The following is a 15701-nucleotide window of genomic DNA, read 5'->3' on the forward strand; positions in this document are numbered from 1 at the left end:
CCGTTAGCGATCCTGTCATCATCGTGTTAAGAGCCCCGCCCTTTATAGCGGCGGCGGTGTCGCCACAGCAGTTTCAGACTTCAGGAGAAGCCACACATGAGCAGGGTGCTGGTTATCGGTGCAGGCGGCGTCAGCTCCGTCGCGGTCCACAAGATGGCGATGAATGCGGACATCTTCTCGCATATCACCCTGGCGAGCCGCACGAAGTCCAAGTGCGACGCCATCGCCGAATCCGTGAAGTCGCGCTTTGGCGTGAGCATCGACACGGCGGCCATCGACGCCGACGACGTCGCCGCAACGACGGCCCTGATCCAGTCGGTCAAGCCGGCCCTGGTGGTCAACCTGGCCCTGCCCTATCAGGACCTGTCGATCATGGACGCCTGCCTGGCCGCCGGCGTCAACTACCTCGACACGGCCAACTATGAGCCGCGCGACGAAGCCAAGTTCGAATACAAGTGGCAGTGGGCCTATCAGGAGCGCTTCAAGGAAGCCGGCCTGATGGCGCTGCTCGGCTCGGGCTTCGACCCCGGCGTGACCTCGGTCTTCGCCACCTACACCAAGAAGCACCTGCTGGACCGGATCGACACGCTCGACATCCTGGACTGCAACGGCGGCGACACGGGCCTGCCCTTCGCCACCAACTTCAACCCGGAAATCAACCTGCGCGAAGTGACCGCCAACTCGCGTCACTGGGAAAACGGCCAGTGGGTCGAGGGTCCGGCCCTGTCGCACAAGCAGGCCTTCGACTTCGAGGGCGTGGGTCAGAAGAACATGTACCTCATGTACCATGAGGAACTGGAGTCGCTGGCCAAGTTCTATCCGGAAATCAAACGCATCCGCTTCTGGATGACCTTCGGCGACAGCTACCTGAAGCACCTGGAAGTGCTGGAAAACATCGGCATGACCTCGATCGAGCCGATGATGTTCCAGGGCCGCGAGATCATCCCGATCGAGTTCCTGAAGGCTCTGCTGCCGGAACCCGCCTCGCTGGGTCCGATCACCAAGGGCAAGACGAACATCGGCACCATCGCCACCGGCGAAAAGGACGGCGTTCAGAAGACCTTCTACGTCAAGAACATCTGCGACCACGAAGAAGCCTATGCCGAAACCGGCAACCAGGCCGTCAGCTACACCACGGGCGTTCCGGCCATGATCGGCGCGGCCATGATGCTGACCGGCAAGTGGTCGGGCGACGGCGTCTTCAACATGGAGCAGCTGGACCCCGATCCCTTCATGGACATGCTGAACAAGCATGGCCTGCCCTGGACGGTCGAGGAGCTGGACGCTCCGCTGGCCTTCTAAGACCAGGGATCAGGACACATGGAGACCCAGGCCGGTGATCCGGGCGCCTTTGCGCACTTCGACCTGAACCGTGTCGCCTCGCCCGCCTTCGTGGTGGACGAGGCGGCGGTGCGGCGCAATCTGGCTGTGCTGAAGGACGTGCGCGACCGGGGCAACGCCCGGGTCCTGCTGGCCCTCAAGGCCTTTTCCATGTGGTCGCTTGCGGACGTCGTCGGGGAATACCTCGACGGCGTCTGCGCCTCCGGTCTGTGGGAAGCGCGGCTGGCGCGTGAGTTCTACAAGGGCGAGCTGACCACCTATTCGCCCGCCTACAAGGCCGAGGATCTGCCTGAGATCCTGCGCCTGTCCGACCACGTCATCTTCAACTCGCCCGATCAGGTGACGCGCTTCGCCGACCTGATCGCCAAGGCGCGGGCTGAGGGCCACACCTTCGAAATCGGCCTGCGGCTGAACCCCGAGCATTCCGAGGGCGAGGTCGCCAAATACGACCCGGCCCAACCCTGCTCGCGTCTGGGCTATCCCGTGTCGCAGCTGACGCCGGAAAAGATGGTCGGCATCGACGGCATCCACATCCACGCCCTGTGCGAGCAGGATTTCAAGCCCCTGTCGCGCATCTGGGCGGCGGTTGAGCCCAAGCTGGCGCCGCTATTGGGCGACGTGAAGTGGATCAATCTGGGCGGCGGCCACCACGTCACCCGCGCCGACTATCAGATCGAAGACCTGGTCGCCTTCCTGAACGACATTCAGGCGCGCTACGGCGTCACCGCCTATCTGGAGCCGGGCGAGGCCGTGGCCCTGGACGCCGGCGTCCTGATCGGCGAGATCCTCGACGTCTTCGACAACGGCATGCCCATCGCCATCACCGACCTGTCGGCCACCTGCCACATGCCGGATGTGATCGAGGCCCCCTACCGCCCCGCCATGCTGCATGAGCCCGAGGACGGCGTCACCGTGCGCCTCGGCGGCCCGTCCTGCCTGGCTGGCGACATCATCGGCGACTACGTCTTCGCCGAACGCCCCGTGCCCGGAACGCGCCTCGCCTTCCTCGATCAGGCCCACTATTCGATGGTGAAGACCAACACCTTCAACGGCGTCCCCCTGCCGTCCATCGCCCTGTGGAACAGCGCCACGGACGAGCTGCGGATGGTGCGCGAGTTCGACTGGACGGAGTTCCGCGACCGGCTGTCGTGAGGGGATGGGTGGCGTTGCGAGACACCGCCCAAAGTCTTGCAGCGGACTTTAGTTCTTCACACGAAATGGGTGTTCGGGATTTCGTTGTACAAAATCGGCGACGTCTCGCAGGCGCTCAGGAAACGGCTCAGCAGCGCCTTTCAGCGTCGGTGAGTTGAAAAAGCGAAAGCCCGCCGACCAGAGGGCATGGACCTTTCCCCACTGTTCGCTGTCAGACTTCCTTGGAACCTTGAAAGCTCGCCCCATCCACCTCAGAGCTTCACCGCACTCAGGACATTTGGCGGTGGAACCGTCGGCTAGTTTCCACGACTTTCGACATGCGAAACAGGCATGAGGCCAGAGGCAATCCGCCCTTCGATGTCGCGGCAGCACGGAAGGTGCGGGGACGACCCGGTTCCCAAACTCGCGCCGAATTTGCATGCGCGCTGCTTTCGACGGACCATCCATTGCTTGGATTATGCTTAGCAAACTTGACGCCCACAATGGGGCGTTAGCCGCCCCTCCCGTCCTCCGTCACCCCGGACGGCCCCGAAGGGGCGATCCGGGGCCCAGACGCCAGACTAAGTGGCGCGGGCGAAGGCGTATCAACCGCCTGGGTTCCGGGTTCGCTGCGCGCCCCGGAATGACGGGAAAAGGGGTGGGACCTCAGGCCAGAAGGGCGCGGGCGGCGGCGGCGTCCGCCTCGATCTGCACCTTCAGCGCCTCCAGCCCGTCGAACTTCATCTCGCCGCGCAGGAAGGCGACCAGTTCGGTTTCCAGGGTCTGGCCGTAGAGGCTCTCGTTGAAGTCCAGAAGCCAGACTTCCAGCAGGGGTTGTTCGATCTCGAACATGGGACGGACGCCCAGGTTGGCGACGCCCTTGATCACCCGCCCGTCCGGCAGGCGGGTGCGCGTGGCGTAAACCCCGTAGGCCGGGCGCATGTAGTCGCCCATGGCCACGTTGGCGGTCGGCACGCCGATGGTGCGGCCGCGCTTGTCGCCGTGGATCACCTCGCCCTGGATGGCGAAGGGGCGGCCCAGGATGGCGGCGGCGCGGTCCATGTCGCCGGCCTTCAAGGCCTCGCGGACGGCGCTGGATGACAGCTTCAGGCCAGAGGCGTCGTCGATGCGGTCGGTGACCGAAACGGTGAAGCCCAGGCTCTCGCCATAGGTTCGCAGCAGGGCGGGCGAGCCGGAGCGGCCCTTGCCGAAGGTGAAGTCGAAGCCGACGGCGGCGTGGGCGACGCCAAGACCTTCGGACAGGACGCGACGGGCGAACTCTTCATCCGTCATCCCCGCCATCTCGCGGTCGAAGGGGATCAGATACAGGCGGTCGACGCCCAGCGGCGCCAGGGCGCGGGCCATCTGGTCCGCCGTCATCAGGCGGAAGGGCGCGGCCTCGGGCTGGAACAGGCGGCGCGGATGGGGGTCGAAGCTGACCACGGCCAGGGGCGCGCCCAGACGCTGGGCCGCCTCGCGAGCCGAGGCGATGACCGCCTGATGGCCGCGATGCACCCCGTCAAAGGCGCCGACGGCCACCGCCGCCCCGCGCTGCGAGGCCGGCAGGTCGCGCCAGCCGCGGATGACCTCAACCACCTCGGAAACTCAGCGAGCCGAAGGTTTGCGGCGACGCGGCACGCGCACGACGGCCACGCCGTCCATGACCAGCTTGTCGCCGACGAAGCCTTCGCAACGCAGCTCGACGCGGGCGCTGTCGGTTTCCATCTCGATCACCGTGATGACGATGCGAACCGAATCCCCGATGCGGACCGGGAAGTGGAAGGCCAGGGTCTGCGAGATATAGATCGACCCGGCGCCCGGCAGGATAGTGCCGACCACGGCCGAGCCGAAGGCGGCGCTGAGCAGGCCGTGGGCGATGCGGCCGCGATAGGCGGTCTTGGACGCAAACTCCTCGTCCAGATGCACCGGATTGAAGTCGTCCGAAGCCTCGGCGAACAGGCGGATCCGGTCCTCGGTGACGTGGACCGTCTTCTCTGCGGCCATGCCGACGTGGAGTTCGTCGAGGATGTAACCGCCCGACGGATGCTGTGTGACGTATTCGACCATGTGCGGCCTTTACGGCAGGTGCGACGAAATGGCGAGCCTCACCACGCCAGTTCGAGCGCGGCGTAGCGGGCGAAGGTCGTCTCGGCCCGGAGCAAATCCGCCGCGCGGGCCGGATCCAGCGTCCCGTCCGCCGCCTTGGCCGCATCGCCGTGGATGCCCTGGGCGATGAACAGGCAGTCCAGCGCCTGCTCGGCGGCGCCCAGGACGTCCGTGATCACGCCGTCGCCGATGCACAGGACCCGCGAACGATCGACCGGGCGCCCGATCAGCGCTTGCGACTCGCGCAGGGCCAGTTCGTAGATGGGTCCGAAGGGCTTGCCGGCCATGACGACCCGGCCGCCCATTTCCTCATAGAGGTCAGCGATGGCGCCGCCGCAGTAGATGATGCTGTCGCCCTTCTGCACGATGCGGTCGGGGTTGGCGCAGATCAGCTCCAGATCGCGCTCGACAGCGGGAATCAGACGCTGGCGATAGTCCTCCGGCGTCTCGGTCGCGTCATCGAACAGACCGGTGACCGACAGGAAGGCGGCGTCCGACGCATTATGGGCGCTGGTCAGGTTCAGGCCCTCGTAAAGGACGAAGTCGCGGTCGGGGCCAATGATCCAGGCGGGCCCCGGCGCGCGGCGCGCCAGTTCCGCACGCGTGGCGTCGCCCGAGGTGACGAAGGCCTTCCAGGCGCTGCGCGGCACGCCCAGGGCGTCCAGTTGCGCCACCACGTCCGACGAGGGCCGCGGCGAGTTGGAGATCAGGACGACATGGCCGCCCTTTTCATTGAACTTCGTCAGCGCCTCGCAGGCCACGGGCCAGCTCTCACGCCCGTTATGGATGACGCCCCACACATCGCACAGCAGGATGTCGTAGTCGTCGGCGACAGCGGACAGATGGGGCAAGGCGTGAGGCAGGGTCATGCATCGGTTATAGCCTTCGTCGCGCGGGGGGAAAGGCCGCAGGCGCCGGGCCGCCGCGCTTTCCCTCTTCGCCCTCGCCCGTCTTCCTGCTAACCGGCTTGGGACATGAAAATTTCTCGCCTCGCCTACGCCGCCTACGGCCTCGCCCTCGTCGTCATCGTGCTGGACCAGCTGACCAAGGCCATGGTCCTGGGCGCCATCGACGCGGCGCATATCTCGCAGATCCCCGACGGCTATCGCATCGCCGAAGTCGCGCCGCCGGTCTTCAACCTGACCTATGTGCTGAACACGGGCGTCAGCTTCGGCCTGTTCGGCGGCGGCGCCGGACGCTGGATTCTCAGCGCCTTCTCCATCCTCGTCGCGGCGGGTCTGGCCTGGTGGGCGACCCGCTCGGACCGCAAGCTGATGATCGGCGCCATCGGCCTGATCATGGGCGGCGCCCTGGGCAATGTCTTCGACCGCATCCGCTTCGGCGGGGTCGTGGACTTCCTCGACTTTTCGGGAACGGGCCTGTTTCCCTGGATTTTCAACATCGCCGACGCCGGCATCACCGTCGGGGTGGCGCTGCTGATCCTCGACAGCTTCCTGTCGGAACGACGGTCCACGGTTGGCGCGGCCAACGAAAAGTCGTAATCACCCCCTCTTCGTTATCGTCCCGAGCCAGCGCCCAGAGCGCGTCTCCCGGAGCCGAGCTGAACTTATGCGTATTCGTAGCGCCCTTACCCTGGCCCTTTTCGCCACCACCGCCCTCAGCCTGACCGCCTGTTCAGGCCTGAAGCAGAGCGTGGGTCTGACCAAGGTCGTGCCCGACGAGTTCGTCACCGTCGCCAGCGCGCCCCTGGTGGTGCCGCCGGAGTACGGCCTGACCCCGCCGTCGCCCGGCCAGCCGCGCCCGCAGGAACTGGCGCCGGAGAGCGCCGCCCGTCAGATCCTGCTGGGTCAGCGTCAGGCCGTGACCCGCACCGGCGGCGAACAGGCCCTGGTCAACCAAGCCGGCGCCGACCGCGCCGATCCCCTGGCCCGCTATGTCGTCGACGACGAGTTCGGCGATCTGGCTCACAAGGAAGAAAGCTGGGCCAACCGCGTCCTGTTCTGGCGCAAGGACGACGCCGCCAGCCAGGCCCCCACTGTCACCCAGACGGCCGAAGGGTCGCGCACCATCGACGCCGCGAGCGAAAACGCCCGCCTGCAAGCCCTGACCGGCAACCAGCAGGGCATCACCATCGCCCCGCGTCAGGACCGCGGCTTCAAGCTGCCGGGCCTGTAAGCGCTCACAGGCCTCGCCGCCTGCGATTTCAGGACGCGTCCGGTCGCACCGGGCGCGTCCTTTTCTTTTGCCCCTCGGAAACTCTGATGGCCGACCCCCTCGATTTCGCCGCCCTGTCAGGCCTGGATCAACTTCGCCTGATGCTGGACGGTCGCCTGCCCGCCGCGCCCATCGCCGAGACAGTGGGATTTCGCCTGACGGAACTGGCCGAAGGTCGCGTGGCCTTCGAGGGCGAGCCGACGCTGGCCGTCTATAATCCGATCGGTTCGGTGCACGGAGGCTGGATGGCGACCCTGCTCGATTCGGCCTGCGGCTGCGCCGTCCACTCGGCGCTGAAGCCGGGACAGGCCTATACGACGCTGGAGCTGAAGACCGTCTTCCACAAGGCGTTGAAGGCCGGAACGCCGGTCCGCGCCGAGGGCAGGGTCGTTCAGGCGGGTCGCCGCGCCGCCTTTTCCGAGGCCGATTTGCGGGGTCTGGACGGCACGCTCTACGCCACCGCCACCTCGACCTGCCTGGTGATGGAGCGGGCCTAGAGCGAAATCGGTTCGAATGCCTCGCATTCAAGCTCAGATATTCGCTCCAGCGTCTAGGCCGTCAGAACGCGCGGCAGCTTGAACGAGACCGTCTCTCGGGCGCCGTCGTCCTCGGTCACGGTCGCGTCGAATCGGTCGCGTATGGCGTCGATCAGGGCCTCGATCAGCGGTTCGGGCGCCGAGGCGCCGGCGGTGACGCCGACCGTCGTCACGCCGTCGAACCACGACCAGTCCACGTCGCCGGCGTCATCGACCAGCCGGGCGTCGCCCGCACCGGCCTTCAGGGCCACATCAACCAGCCGCGCCGAGTTGGACGAGTTCTTGGAACCGACCACCAGCACCAGTTGGCAGCCCTCTCCCAGGCGCTTCACCGCCTCCTGCCGATTGGTCGTGGCGTAACAGATGTCTTCCTTGTGCGGGTCCGGCAGTTCGGGAAAACGCCGTTTCAGGGCCGCCAGGATGTCCGCCGTATCGTCGACCGACAGGGTGGTCTGGGTGGCGTAGGCGAGAGGCTGATCGCCCGGCCGTTCGAACACCTCCGCATCGGCGACCGTCTCGACCAGACTGATGGCGCCCGGCGGCAGTTGCCCCATGGTGCCGACGACCTCCGGGTGGCCGGCATGACCGATCAGGATGATATGTCGCCCCGCAGCATGATGGCGTTCAGCCTCGACATGGACCTTGGACACCAGGGGGCAGGTGGCATCGAGGAACAGCATCTCACGCGAGCGGGCCGTGGCGGGCACCGACTTGGGCACTCCGTGGGCCGAAAAGACCACGGGGCGGTCGTCGGGGCATTCGTCCAGATCCTTTACGAAGATCGCGCCCATGTTCTTCAGCCGCTCGACGACGTGCCGGTTGTGAACGATCTCATGGCGCACATAGACGGGCGACCCGAACTTCTCGATCGCGCGCTCGACGATCTGGATCGCCCGATCCACTCCGGCGCAGAAGCCGCGCGGCGTGGCGAGGCGCACGTTCAGGGGCCGGCGGTCGAAGGCGAGGGGCGAGACAGGGGCGTTCATGGCCCGGAACCTAGTCGCTCGCGCGCCTTCCCGCCACCGCCTGCATGGTCGCGTTTGCCGCGCCTCGCTTTAGCCGCTATCACCACCGAGCGTGACCTGGTCGGTCTCCGATCGTCCCACGCCCCCTTCGACTGCCGGAAAGCTCCTGATGCGTCGCGTCCTGACCGCCCTCGCCGCCCTCTCCCTCGCGGCCGTGCTGATTCCTCAATCCGCCGAGGCCCAGTCCAGCGGTCGCCAAGGCGGTCAACAGAGCCGCGAACAAACGCCTGATCAGGGCACGTCGCAACGCTCGCGTCAGGTGCGGATCGCCCCGCTGTCGCGCCGCGCCAACGCCGGCCCCTGCCCCTATGTGAAGGTGCTCTACGACGCCGCCCGGTTTGTCGAACTGGCCGATTTCAACCGCCCGTCGGTCGCCGGCGTGGGCTTTACCGGTGAAATCGAAGGCGTGACCGCCGACTGCGTCTATCGCGAGTCAGACCCGATCCGTCTGGACTTCAACATCCTGTTCAACCTCGGCAAGGGCCCGCAGGCCAGCGGCGACGGCCGCACCTATCGCTACTGGATCGCCGTGACCGAGCGGAACTCCGCCGTCCTGGCCAAGGAATACTTCGACCTGCCGGTCAATTTCGAAGGCCAGACCACCGCCTCGGTCCATCAGGCCCAGACCATCGTCATCCCGCGCGCCGACGCCACCACCAGCGGCAATAATTTCGAGGTCCTGATCGGCTTCGACGTCACGCCGGAAATGGCCGAGTTCAACCGCTCGGGCAGCCGCTTCCGCGTCACCGCCGGCCAGACCCAACCGAACCCCTAGGCACATGACTGATCTCAAGACCTCTCTCAGCGAAGCGGTCGCCGCCGCCTTCGCCGCCGAAGGCGTGGACGCCGCCCTCGCCCGCGTCGTCGCCTCGGACCGCCCCGACCTGGCCGATTTCCAGTCCAACGGCGCCCTGGCCGCCGCCAAGGCGCTGAAGGCCAATCCGCGCGAACTGGCCGCCAGGGTGGCCGAGCGCCTGAGCGCCGATCCGCGCCTGTCGTCGGTCGAGGTCGCCGGTCCTGGCTTCATCAACCTGAAACTCTCCGACGCCGCCCTGTCGCAGCGCGCCGCCGAGGTCGCGGCTGACGAGCAACTGGCCGGCGCCTCGCTGAACACGCCCTCGCGCAAGGTCGTCATCGACTACGCCGGTCCCAACGTGGCCAAGCCGATGCACGTCGGCCACCTGCGCTCGTCTATCATCGGCGAGAGCCTGAAGCGGCTGTTCCGCTTCCGTGGCGACACCGTCTGGGGCGACGCCCACTTCGGCGACTGGGGCTTCCAGATGGGCCTGCTGATCACCGCCTGCGGCGACGAGAACCTGGCCGAGGCCTTCATGGCCGAGGGCGACGGCCCCTTCCCCGCCGACAGCCCGGTGACGCTGGAAGACCTCGAACGCCTCTATCCGCTGGCGGCCGCCAAGGCCAAGGAAGACCCGGCCTTCCGCGACCGCGCCCGCAAGGCCACCGCTGAACTGCAGAACGGCCGCCCGGGCTACCGCGCCCTGTGGGCCCACTTCGTCGCCGTCAGCCGCACCGCGTTGAAGCGCGAGTTCGGCGCCCTGGACGTCACCTTCGACCTGTGGAACGGCGAATCCGACGCCGATCCCCTGATGCCGGAAATGCTGGCGCACCTGAAGGAAACCGGCCTGTTGGTCGAGGACGATGGCGCCCAGGTGGTCCACGTCGCCCGCGAAGGCGAGACCCGCAAGAAGAAGCTGGCCGACGGCTCGGTGATCGAGGCCCCGTCCCCGCCCCCTCTGCTGGTGGTGTCGTCGGAAGGCTCGGCCATGTACGGCACGACCGATCTGGCCACCATTCTGGACCGCAAGAAGTCGATCGCCCCCGACCTGATCCTCTACGTCGTCGACGAACGCCAGGCCGAGCATTTCGAACAGGTCTTCCGCGCCGCCTATCTGGCCGGCTACGCGCCGGAGAAGTCGCTGGAACACCTCGGCTTCGGCACCATGAACGGCGCCGACGGCAAGCCCTTCAAGACCCGCGCAGGCGGGGTGCTGAAGCTGCACGACCTGATCACCATGGCCACCGACAAGGCGCGCGAGCGTCTGCGCGAGGCCAAGCTGGGCGACGACCTGCCGGAAGCCGAATTCGAGGACATCGCCCGCAAGGTGGCGGTGGCCGCGCTGAAATTCGCCGACCTGTCGAACAACCGCACCACCAGCTACGTCTTCGACCTCGACCGCTTCATGAGCTTCGAGGGCAAGACCGGCCCCTATCTGCTGTATCAGGCCGTGCGGGTGAAATCCCTGCTGCGCAAGGCCGCCGATCAGGGCGTCGAGACCGCCCCCATCGTCGTCGCCGAACCGACCGAGCGCGATCTGGCCCTGACGCTGGACGCCTTCGATGCGGCCACGGCGGACGCCTATGACAAGCGTTCGCCCAACCTGATCGCCGAGCACGCCTATCGTCTGGCGCAGAGCTTCTCCAAGTTCTACGCCGCCTGCCCGATCCTGGTCGCGCCGGACGCCGCCACCAAGGGCTCGCGCCTGGCTCTGGCCGCCGCCAGCCTGCACCAGCTGGAGACGGCGCTGAACCTGCTGGGCATCGAGACGCCCGAGCGGATGTAACCCCTCTCCATCCCGGACGGCCCGCAGGGCCGATCCGGGACCGCCGGAAGCGCAACCGTTCGAAATGTCCGGTCTTGGGCGGTCCCGGCTCTCCGCTGCGCTGCGGCCGGGATGACGAGGGGGCATGGGTTCGCTAAGGTCCCGGCTTGTTACGGAGCCTCCCCAAATGTCCCTCGACGCCTTCATCGCCGGCCTGCCCAAGGCCGAACTGCACCTGCACATCGAGGGCTCGCTGGAGCCCGAACTGATGTTCGAACTGGCGCAGCGCAACGGCGTCGCCATTCCCTACGACAGCGTCGAGGCCGTACGCGCGGCCTATGACTTCTCGAACCTGCAGGACTTCCTCGACATCTACTACGCGGGCGCCGCCGTGCTGCTGACGCGTCAGGACTTCGAGGACCTGGCCTTCGCCTATTTCCAGCGCGCCGCCGCCGACAACGTGCGCCACGCCGAGATCTTCTTCGACCCCCAGACCCACACCGACCGGGGCGTGCCCTTCGGCGTGGTGGTCGAGGGCCTGATCGCCGGGATGGATCGGGCCAAGGCCGAGCTGGGCGTCACCAGCGGCCTGATCCTCAGCTTCCTGCGCCACCTATCCGAGGACGAAGCGTTCGCCACGCTGGAGGCCGCCAAGCCGTATCTGCATCACTTCATCGGCGTGGGGCTGGATTCGTCCGAGGTCGGCCATCCGCCGGCCAAGTTCCAGCGCGTCTTCGCCGCCGCCCGCGATCTGGGCCTGAAGCTGTGCGCCCACGCCGGTGAGGAAGGTCCGCCCGCCTATGTGCATGAGGCGCTGGACCTGCTGCACATCGACCGCATGGACCACGGCAACCGCTCGATGGAGGATGAAAGCCTGATCACGCGTCTGGCCGCCGAGCAGATGACCCTGACGGTCTGTCCGCTGTCGAACCTGAAGCTGTGCGTGGTCAGGGATCTGAAGGACCACCCGGTCCCCGAAATGCTGCGCCGCGGCCTGCACGTCACCCTGAACTCGGACGACCCCTCCTATTTCGGCGGCTATGTGAACGCCAACTACATCCAGCTGGCAGAGGCGGTGGGCCTGACCCGCGAGCAGGTGACGCAGCTGGCGAAGAACAGTTTCGAAGGCAGCTTCCTGAGCGACGCCGACAAGGCGGCGCGGATCGCGGAAGTGGACGCCTACGCGGCGGCGCACTGAGCCCCCACTTTCGTCATCCTCCGGCGAGCGTAGCGAGACCGGGGGACCCAGCGGCGCGCGTGAGCGCGAAACCTTCAAGCGCAGCGCTCGCCGCAAGGATCGCCTTCGGCGCCGCTGGGTCCCCCGGTCTGCGCCGCTACGCGGCTTGCCGGAGGATGACGGAAGGGGAATTGATCAGCCGAGGATCGTAACCGCCTTGATCTCACCCACGCCCTGCGCCGCGAAGCTCGCCTTGGCCGCCGCCGCCGTATCCGTGGCAATGGCCCGGCAGGCGTCCTCGATCACCACGGCCTCGAAACCTTCGCGCACTGCGTCCTCGGCGGTGAAGCGGACGCAGTAGTCATAGGCGAGGCCGCACAGGAAGACGCGCGTCACGCCCCGGTCGCGCAGCAGACCCGCCAGACCTGTCGCCGTGCGATGGTCGTTCTCGAAGAAGCCGGAATAGCTGTCGACCGCCGGATTGTAGCCCTTGCGGACCACGGCCAGCGCCCTGCGGATCGCGGGGGCAACCTCGGGGTGGAAGTCCGCCCCCAAGGTCCCTTGCAGGCAATGGTCCGGCCACAGCATCTGAGGGCCGTAGGCCACCTCGATCTCGGTGAAGGGCGTCGCGTCCGCGTGGTTGGAGGCGAAGCTGATCTGGTCCGGCGTGTGCCAGTCCTGGGTGGCGATCACCGTGTCGAAGCGTGCGGCCAGTCGGTTGATCAGAGGCATGACCCCCGCCCCGCCCTGCACCGCCAGGGCGCCGCCCTCGCAGAAGTCGTTCTGGGCGTCGATGACCAGAAGGGCGTCTGAAGCGGTGATCCTCATGGCTCAGGCCGCCGCGATCCGATCGACCTCATTGGCCGAGCCCAGGGCTACGGGAATGCGCTGGTGCAGTTCGGTCGGGGTCACGTCCAGAATGGCCTGCTGGCCGTCCGTCGTGGCCTTGCCGCCCGCCTGTTCGATCAGGAAGGCCATGGGGTTGCCCTCGTACATCAGGCGCAGCTTGCCGGGCTTGTTCGGCTCACGCTTGTCCCACGGGTAGAGGAAGACCCCGCCGCGCATCAGGATGCGGTGGACGTCGGCCACCATGGCGGCGACCCAGCGCATGTTGAAATTCTTGGCCCGAGGACCGTCCGCGCCCTGCAGGCAGCCGTCGATGTAGCGTTGCACGCTCTCGGCCCAGTGGCGCTGGTTCGACATGTTGATGGCGAACTCCTTGGTGTCCGCCGGCACGGTGATCTTCTCGTGCGTCATCAGCCACTGGCCGTCGTGCGACAGGGTGAAGCCGGCCACGCCCTGGCCCGTGGTCAGCACCAGCATGGTCTGGCCGCCATAGACGGCATAGAGGGCCGCGACCTGCTGACGACCCGGTTGCAGGAAGTCGACCTCGCCCGGCGTCGCCGACGGCGACTTCAGCACAGAGACGATGGTGCCGACCGGGGCGTTGATGTCGATGTTGGACGAGCCGTCCAGCGGGTCGAACAGGACCAGATACTCGCCCGCGGGGTTGGTCGCCGGCTGGACTGTATCCATCTCCTCGGACGCCACGCCCGCCACCGCCGGGCAGGCCAGCAGCATGTCGGTCAGCACGTCGTTGGAGATGACGTCGAGCTTCTTCTGCTCCTCGTCCTGCACGTTGACGACGCCCGATGCACCCAGGGCGCCGACCAGGGCCCCGCCCGAGACAATCTTGCGGATTTCGACGCAGGCGGCGGCGGCGGCCGTCAGGGTCTGGCTCAGGCCCTGCGGCAAATCGAGAGCGGCCAGGTGGGCGGCGAGGTCGGTGCGAGCGGTCATGGCGGCCTTCAATCCTGTGGCGAGGGGGAGGTCGCGCCTCTCATGGCCTGTCGGATCGTTCGCGGCAAGCCCGGCGCCGCTTGACTTCGGCCCGGAGTCGGGGCCTTAGGTCGCACGCTCTCGCGGGAGAGATCGGCGGTCGCGCAGCGGCCGTCGGGGCCGAAGGCGCAACCGCCCCGGAAACGCTCAGGCAAAAGGACCGCGAAGGCGCACGGACGCTGGAAAGTCGCCGTATGGCGCGCCGACGGAGCAAGGCCGACCTTTCGGGGACGGGCGAATCTCTCAGGCTTCAGGACAGCGGGGGCGCGACGACGGCGAAGCTATCGCCGCAATCCGCGACCGGAGGATGCTCGATGAGCGACCAGGCCCTGAAGACCACCCCTCTCAACGCGGCGCATCGCGCCCTGGGCGCCCGCATGGTCGGGTTCGGCGGCTATGACATGCCGGTCCAGTACGAAGGCGTCCTGGCCGAGCACCGCTGGACCCGCGAGCACGCCGGTCTGTTCGACGTCTCACACATGGGCCAGGCCCGCATCACCGGCGACGACGCCATCGTCCAGTTCCAGCGCTTCGTCCCCGGCGACTATCAAATCCTGAAGGACGGCAAGCAGAAGTATTCCCTGCTGCTGAACGCCGAGGGCGGGATCATGGACGACCTGATGGCCGGCAAGCCCGACCATGACGGCCTCTATGTCGTGGTCAACGCCGGCAACAAGGACGCCGACTTCGCCTTCCTGAACGCCAATCTGGCGGGCGACGCCAAGCTGACCGTCCTGGACGACCGCGCCCTTCTGGCCATCCAGGGGCCGGAAGCCGCCGAGGTCATGGCCAAGCATGAACCCGCTCTCGGAGAGATGGGCTTCATGGATTCGGCGCGTCTGATGCTGTTCGGCGTCGACTGCTTCGTCTCCCGCTCGGGCTACACCGGCGAGGACGGCTACGAGATTTCCGTGCCTAACGCCGACGCCGAGCGCGTCTGGAACCTGCTGCTGGAAGACGCCCGCGTGAAGCCGATCGGCCTGGGCGCCCGCGACAGCCTTCGTCTGGAGGCCGGTCTGCCGCTGCATGGCCACGACATCGACTCCACGACCAGCCCGGTCGAGGCCGCCCTGACCTTCGCCCTGTCCAAGTCGCGCAAGGAAGCCGCCGACTTCAACGGCGCCGAGCGCATCCTGAAGGAACTGGCCGACGGCCCGGCGCGCGTCCGCATCGCCCTGCACGTCAAGGAAGGGGCCCCGGCCCGTGAAGGCGCCGAGATCGCCGACATGGACGGGAACGTCATCGGCAAGATCACCTCGGGCGGCCCCTCGCCGACTCTGGGCCGCAACATCGCCATGGGCTACGTCCCCCCGGCTGTCGCCGCCCTGGGCACGGACCTGAAAGTCATCGTCCGCGGCAAGCCCGCCGCCGCCGAAGTCGTCGCAATGCCCTTCGTGGCTACCCGCTACTATCGCAAACCTAAAGCCTGAGAGATCAGACACATGCGCTTCACCAAAGATCACGAGTGGGTCCGCCTCGAGGGCGACGTCGCCACGGTCGGCATCTCCAAGCACGCCGCTGACGCCCTGGGCGACGTGGTGTTCGTCGAGACGCCGGAAGCCGGCAAGACCGTCTCGGTCGGCGACAGCTTCGCCGTCGTGGAATCGGTCAAGGCCGCTTCGGACGTCTACGCCCCGGTCGCCGGCGAGGTTATCGAGGGCAACGACGCCCTGGCCTCGGCCCCGGAAACCGTCAATGCCGACCCGGAAGGCGAAGGCTGGTTCGCCAAGATCAAGGTCGCCGACGCCTCGGCCATCGACGCCCTGATGGATCAGGCCGCCTACGACGCCTACCTGACCACCCTCTAAGA

General features: G+C 67.1%; 16 protein-coding genes and 1 riboswitch. Of the genes, 10 read left to right on the forward strand and 6 right to left on the reverse strand.

What is annotated here, in order from left to right:
- The first annotated feature begins 96 nt into the window (after positions 1 to 96).
- Together B4A39_RS11400 and B4A39_RS11405 are read left to right on the forward strand one after the other, a co-directional pair.
- Positions 97 to 1302 carry a saccharopine dehydrogenase family protein gene (locus tag B4A39_RS11400; protein ID WP_292036625.1) on the forward strand — a complete coding sequence of 402 codons (1206 nt, stop codon included), beginning with the start codon at positions 97 to 99 and terminating at the stop codon, positions 1300 to 1302.
- 18 nt (positions 1303 to 1320) lie between these two features.
- Complete coding sequence (locus B4A39_RS11405) at positions 1321 to 2493, forward strand: carboxynorspermidine decarboxylase (protein ID WP_292036626.1); 1173 nt, start codon at positions 1321 to 1323, stop codon at positions 2491 to 2493.
- Between the two features lie 645 nt (positions 2494 to 3138).
- Here the strand turns inward: B4A39_RS11405 and B4A39_RS11410 are convergent.
- The 3 genes from B4A39_RS11410 to B4A39_RS11420 are packed head-to-tail and all read right to left on the reverse strand — an operon-like array spanning position 3139 to position 5447.
- Positions 3139 to 4068, reverse strand: a complete 930-nt coding sequence (locus B4A39_RS11410) for a bifunctional riboflavin kinase/FAD synthetase (protein WP_292036627.1) — start codon at positions 4066 to 4068, stop codon at positions 3139 to 3141.
- 9 nt (positions 4069 to 4077) lie between these two features.
- Positions 4078 to 4539, reverse strand: a complete 462-nt coding sequence (locus tag B4A39_RS11415) for a MaoC family dehydratase (RefSeq protein WP_292036628.1) — start codon at positions 4537 to 4539, stop codon at positions 4078 to 4080.
- Positions 4540 to 4577: 38 nt separating this feature from the next.
- The gene (locus B4A39_RS11420) at positions 4578 to 5447 is read right to left on the reverse strand and encodes a TIGR01459 family HAD-type hydrolase (RefSeq protein WP_292036629.1); all 870 of its coding nucleotides are present in this window, start codon (positions 5445 to 5447) and stop codon (positions 4578 to 4580) included.
- A 105-nt stretch (positions 5448 to 5552) separates the two neighbouring features.
- Here B4A39_RS11420 and lspA point away from each other — a divergent pair, with 105 nt between their 5' ends.
- The 3 genes from lspA (at position 5553) to B4A39_RS11435 (ending at position 7250) form a co-directional block, all read left to right on the forward strand.
- Entirely contained in the window at positions 5553 to 6080 is a 528-nt protein-coding gene (gene lspA / locus B4A39_RS11425) for a signal peptidase II (RefSeq protein WP_292036631.1), read from the forward strand.
- Between the two features lie 67 nt (positions 6081 to 6147).
- Entirely contained in the window at positions 6148 to 6714 is a 567-nt protein-coding gene (locus B4A39_RS11430; RefSeq protein WP_292036632.1) for a DUF3035 domain-containing protein, read from the forward strand.
- Between the two features lie 86 nt (positions 6715 to 6800).
- Positions 6801 to 7250: a PaaI family thioesterase gene (locus B4A39_RS11435; protein ID WP_292036633.1), complete on the forward strand. Its 450-nt coding sequence runs from the start codon at positions 6801 to 6803 to the stop codon at positions 7248 to 7250.
- A gap of 53 nt (positions 7251 to 7303) precedes the next feature.
- Here the strand turns inward: B4A39_RS11435 and ispH are convergent, their stop codons facing one another.
- Positions 7304 to 8275: a 4-hydroxy-3-methylbut-2-enyl diphosphate reductase gene (gene ispH, locus B4A39_RS11440; protein WP_292036634.1), complete on the reverse strand. Its 972-nt coding sequence runs from the start codon at positions 8273 to 8275 to the stop codon at positions 7304 to 7306.
- A gap of 148 nt (positions 8276 to 8423) precedes the next feature.
- Between ispH and B4A39_RS11445 the strand changes: the two genes are divergently transcribed.
- The 3 genes from B4A39_RS11445 to B4A39_RS11455 all read left to right on the forward strand — a co-directional run bounded on the left by B4A39_RS11445 (position 8424) and on the right by B4A39_RS11455 (position 12073).
- Complete coding sequence (locus tag B4A39_RS11445) at positions 8424 to 9089, forward strand: Tat pathway signal sequence domain protein (protein ID WP_292036635.1); 666 nt, start codon at positions 8424 to 8426, stop codon at positions 9087 to 9089.
- A gap of 4 nt (positions 9090 to 9093) precedes the next feature.
- The gene (argS, locus tag B4A39_RS11450) at positions 9094 to 10896 is read left to right on the forward strand and encodes an arginine--tRNA ligase (protein WP_292036636.1); all 1803 of its coding nucleotides are present in this window, start codon (positions 9094 to 9096) and stop codon (positions 10894 to 10896) included.
- Positions 10897 to 11062: 166 nt separating this feature from the next.
- Positions 11063 to 12073 (forward strand): adenosine deaminase, encoded by a 1011-nt coding sequence (locus B4A39_RS11455; protein WP_292036637.1) that lies wholly within the window; start codon positions 11063 to 11065, stop codon positions 12071 to 12073.
- A gap of 174 nt (positions 12074 to 12247) precedes the next feature.
- Here the strand turns inward: B4A39_RS11455 and pncA are convergent, their stop codons facing one another.
- Positions 12248 to 12880 carry a bifunctional nicotinamidase/pyrazinamidase gene (gene pncA / locus B4A39_RS11460; protein ID WP_292036639.1) on the reverse strand — a complete coding sequence of 211 codons (633 nt, stop codon included), beginning with the start codon at positions 12878 to 12880 and terminating at the stop codon, positions 12248 to 12250.
- Between the two features lie 3 nt (positions 12881 to 12883).
- A complete protein-coding gene (locus B4A39_RS11465) occupies positions 12884 to 13852 on the reverse strand; it encodes a class 1 fructose-bisphosphatase (RefSeq protein ID WP_292036640.1) in 969 nt (322 codons plus the stop codon).
- 208 nt (positions 13853 to 14060) lie between these two features.
- A riboswitch (glycine riboswitch) is annotated at positions 14061 to 14160 on the forward strand.
- 45 nt (positions 14161 to 14205) lie between these two features.
- Here B4A39_RS11465 and gcvT point away from each other — a divergent pair.
- Both gcvT and gcvH read left to right on the forward strand, forming a co-directional pair.
- A complete protein-coding gene (gene gcvT, locus B4A39_RS11470) occupies positions 14206 to 15321 on the forward strand; it encodes a glycine cleavage system aminomethyltransferase GcvT (protein ID WP_292036641.1) in 1116 nt (371 codons plus the stop codon).
- Between the two features lie 12 nt (positions 15322 to 15333).
- Positions 15334 to 15699, forward strand: coding sequence for a glycine cleavage system protein GcvH (gene gcvH / locus B4A39_RS11475; protein WP_292036642.1), 366 nt, complete (start codon positions 15334 to 15336; stop codon positions 15697 to 15699).
- Positions 15700 to 15701 lie beyond the last annotated feature (2 nt).

This window comes from Brevundimonas sp. UBA4553 (assembly GCF_002387245.1).
Classification (GTDB): domain Bacteria; phylum Pseudomonadota; class Alphaproteobacteria; order Caulobacterales; family Caulobacteraceae; genus Brevundimonas.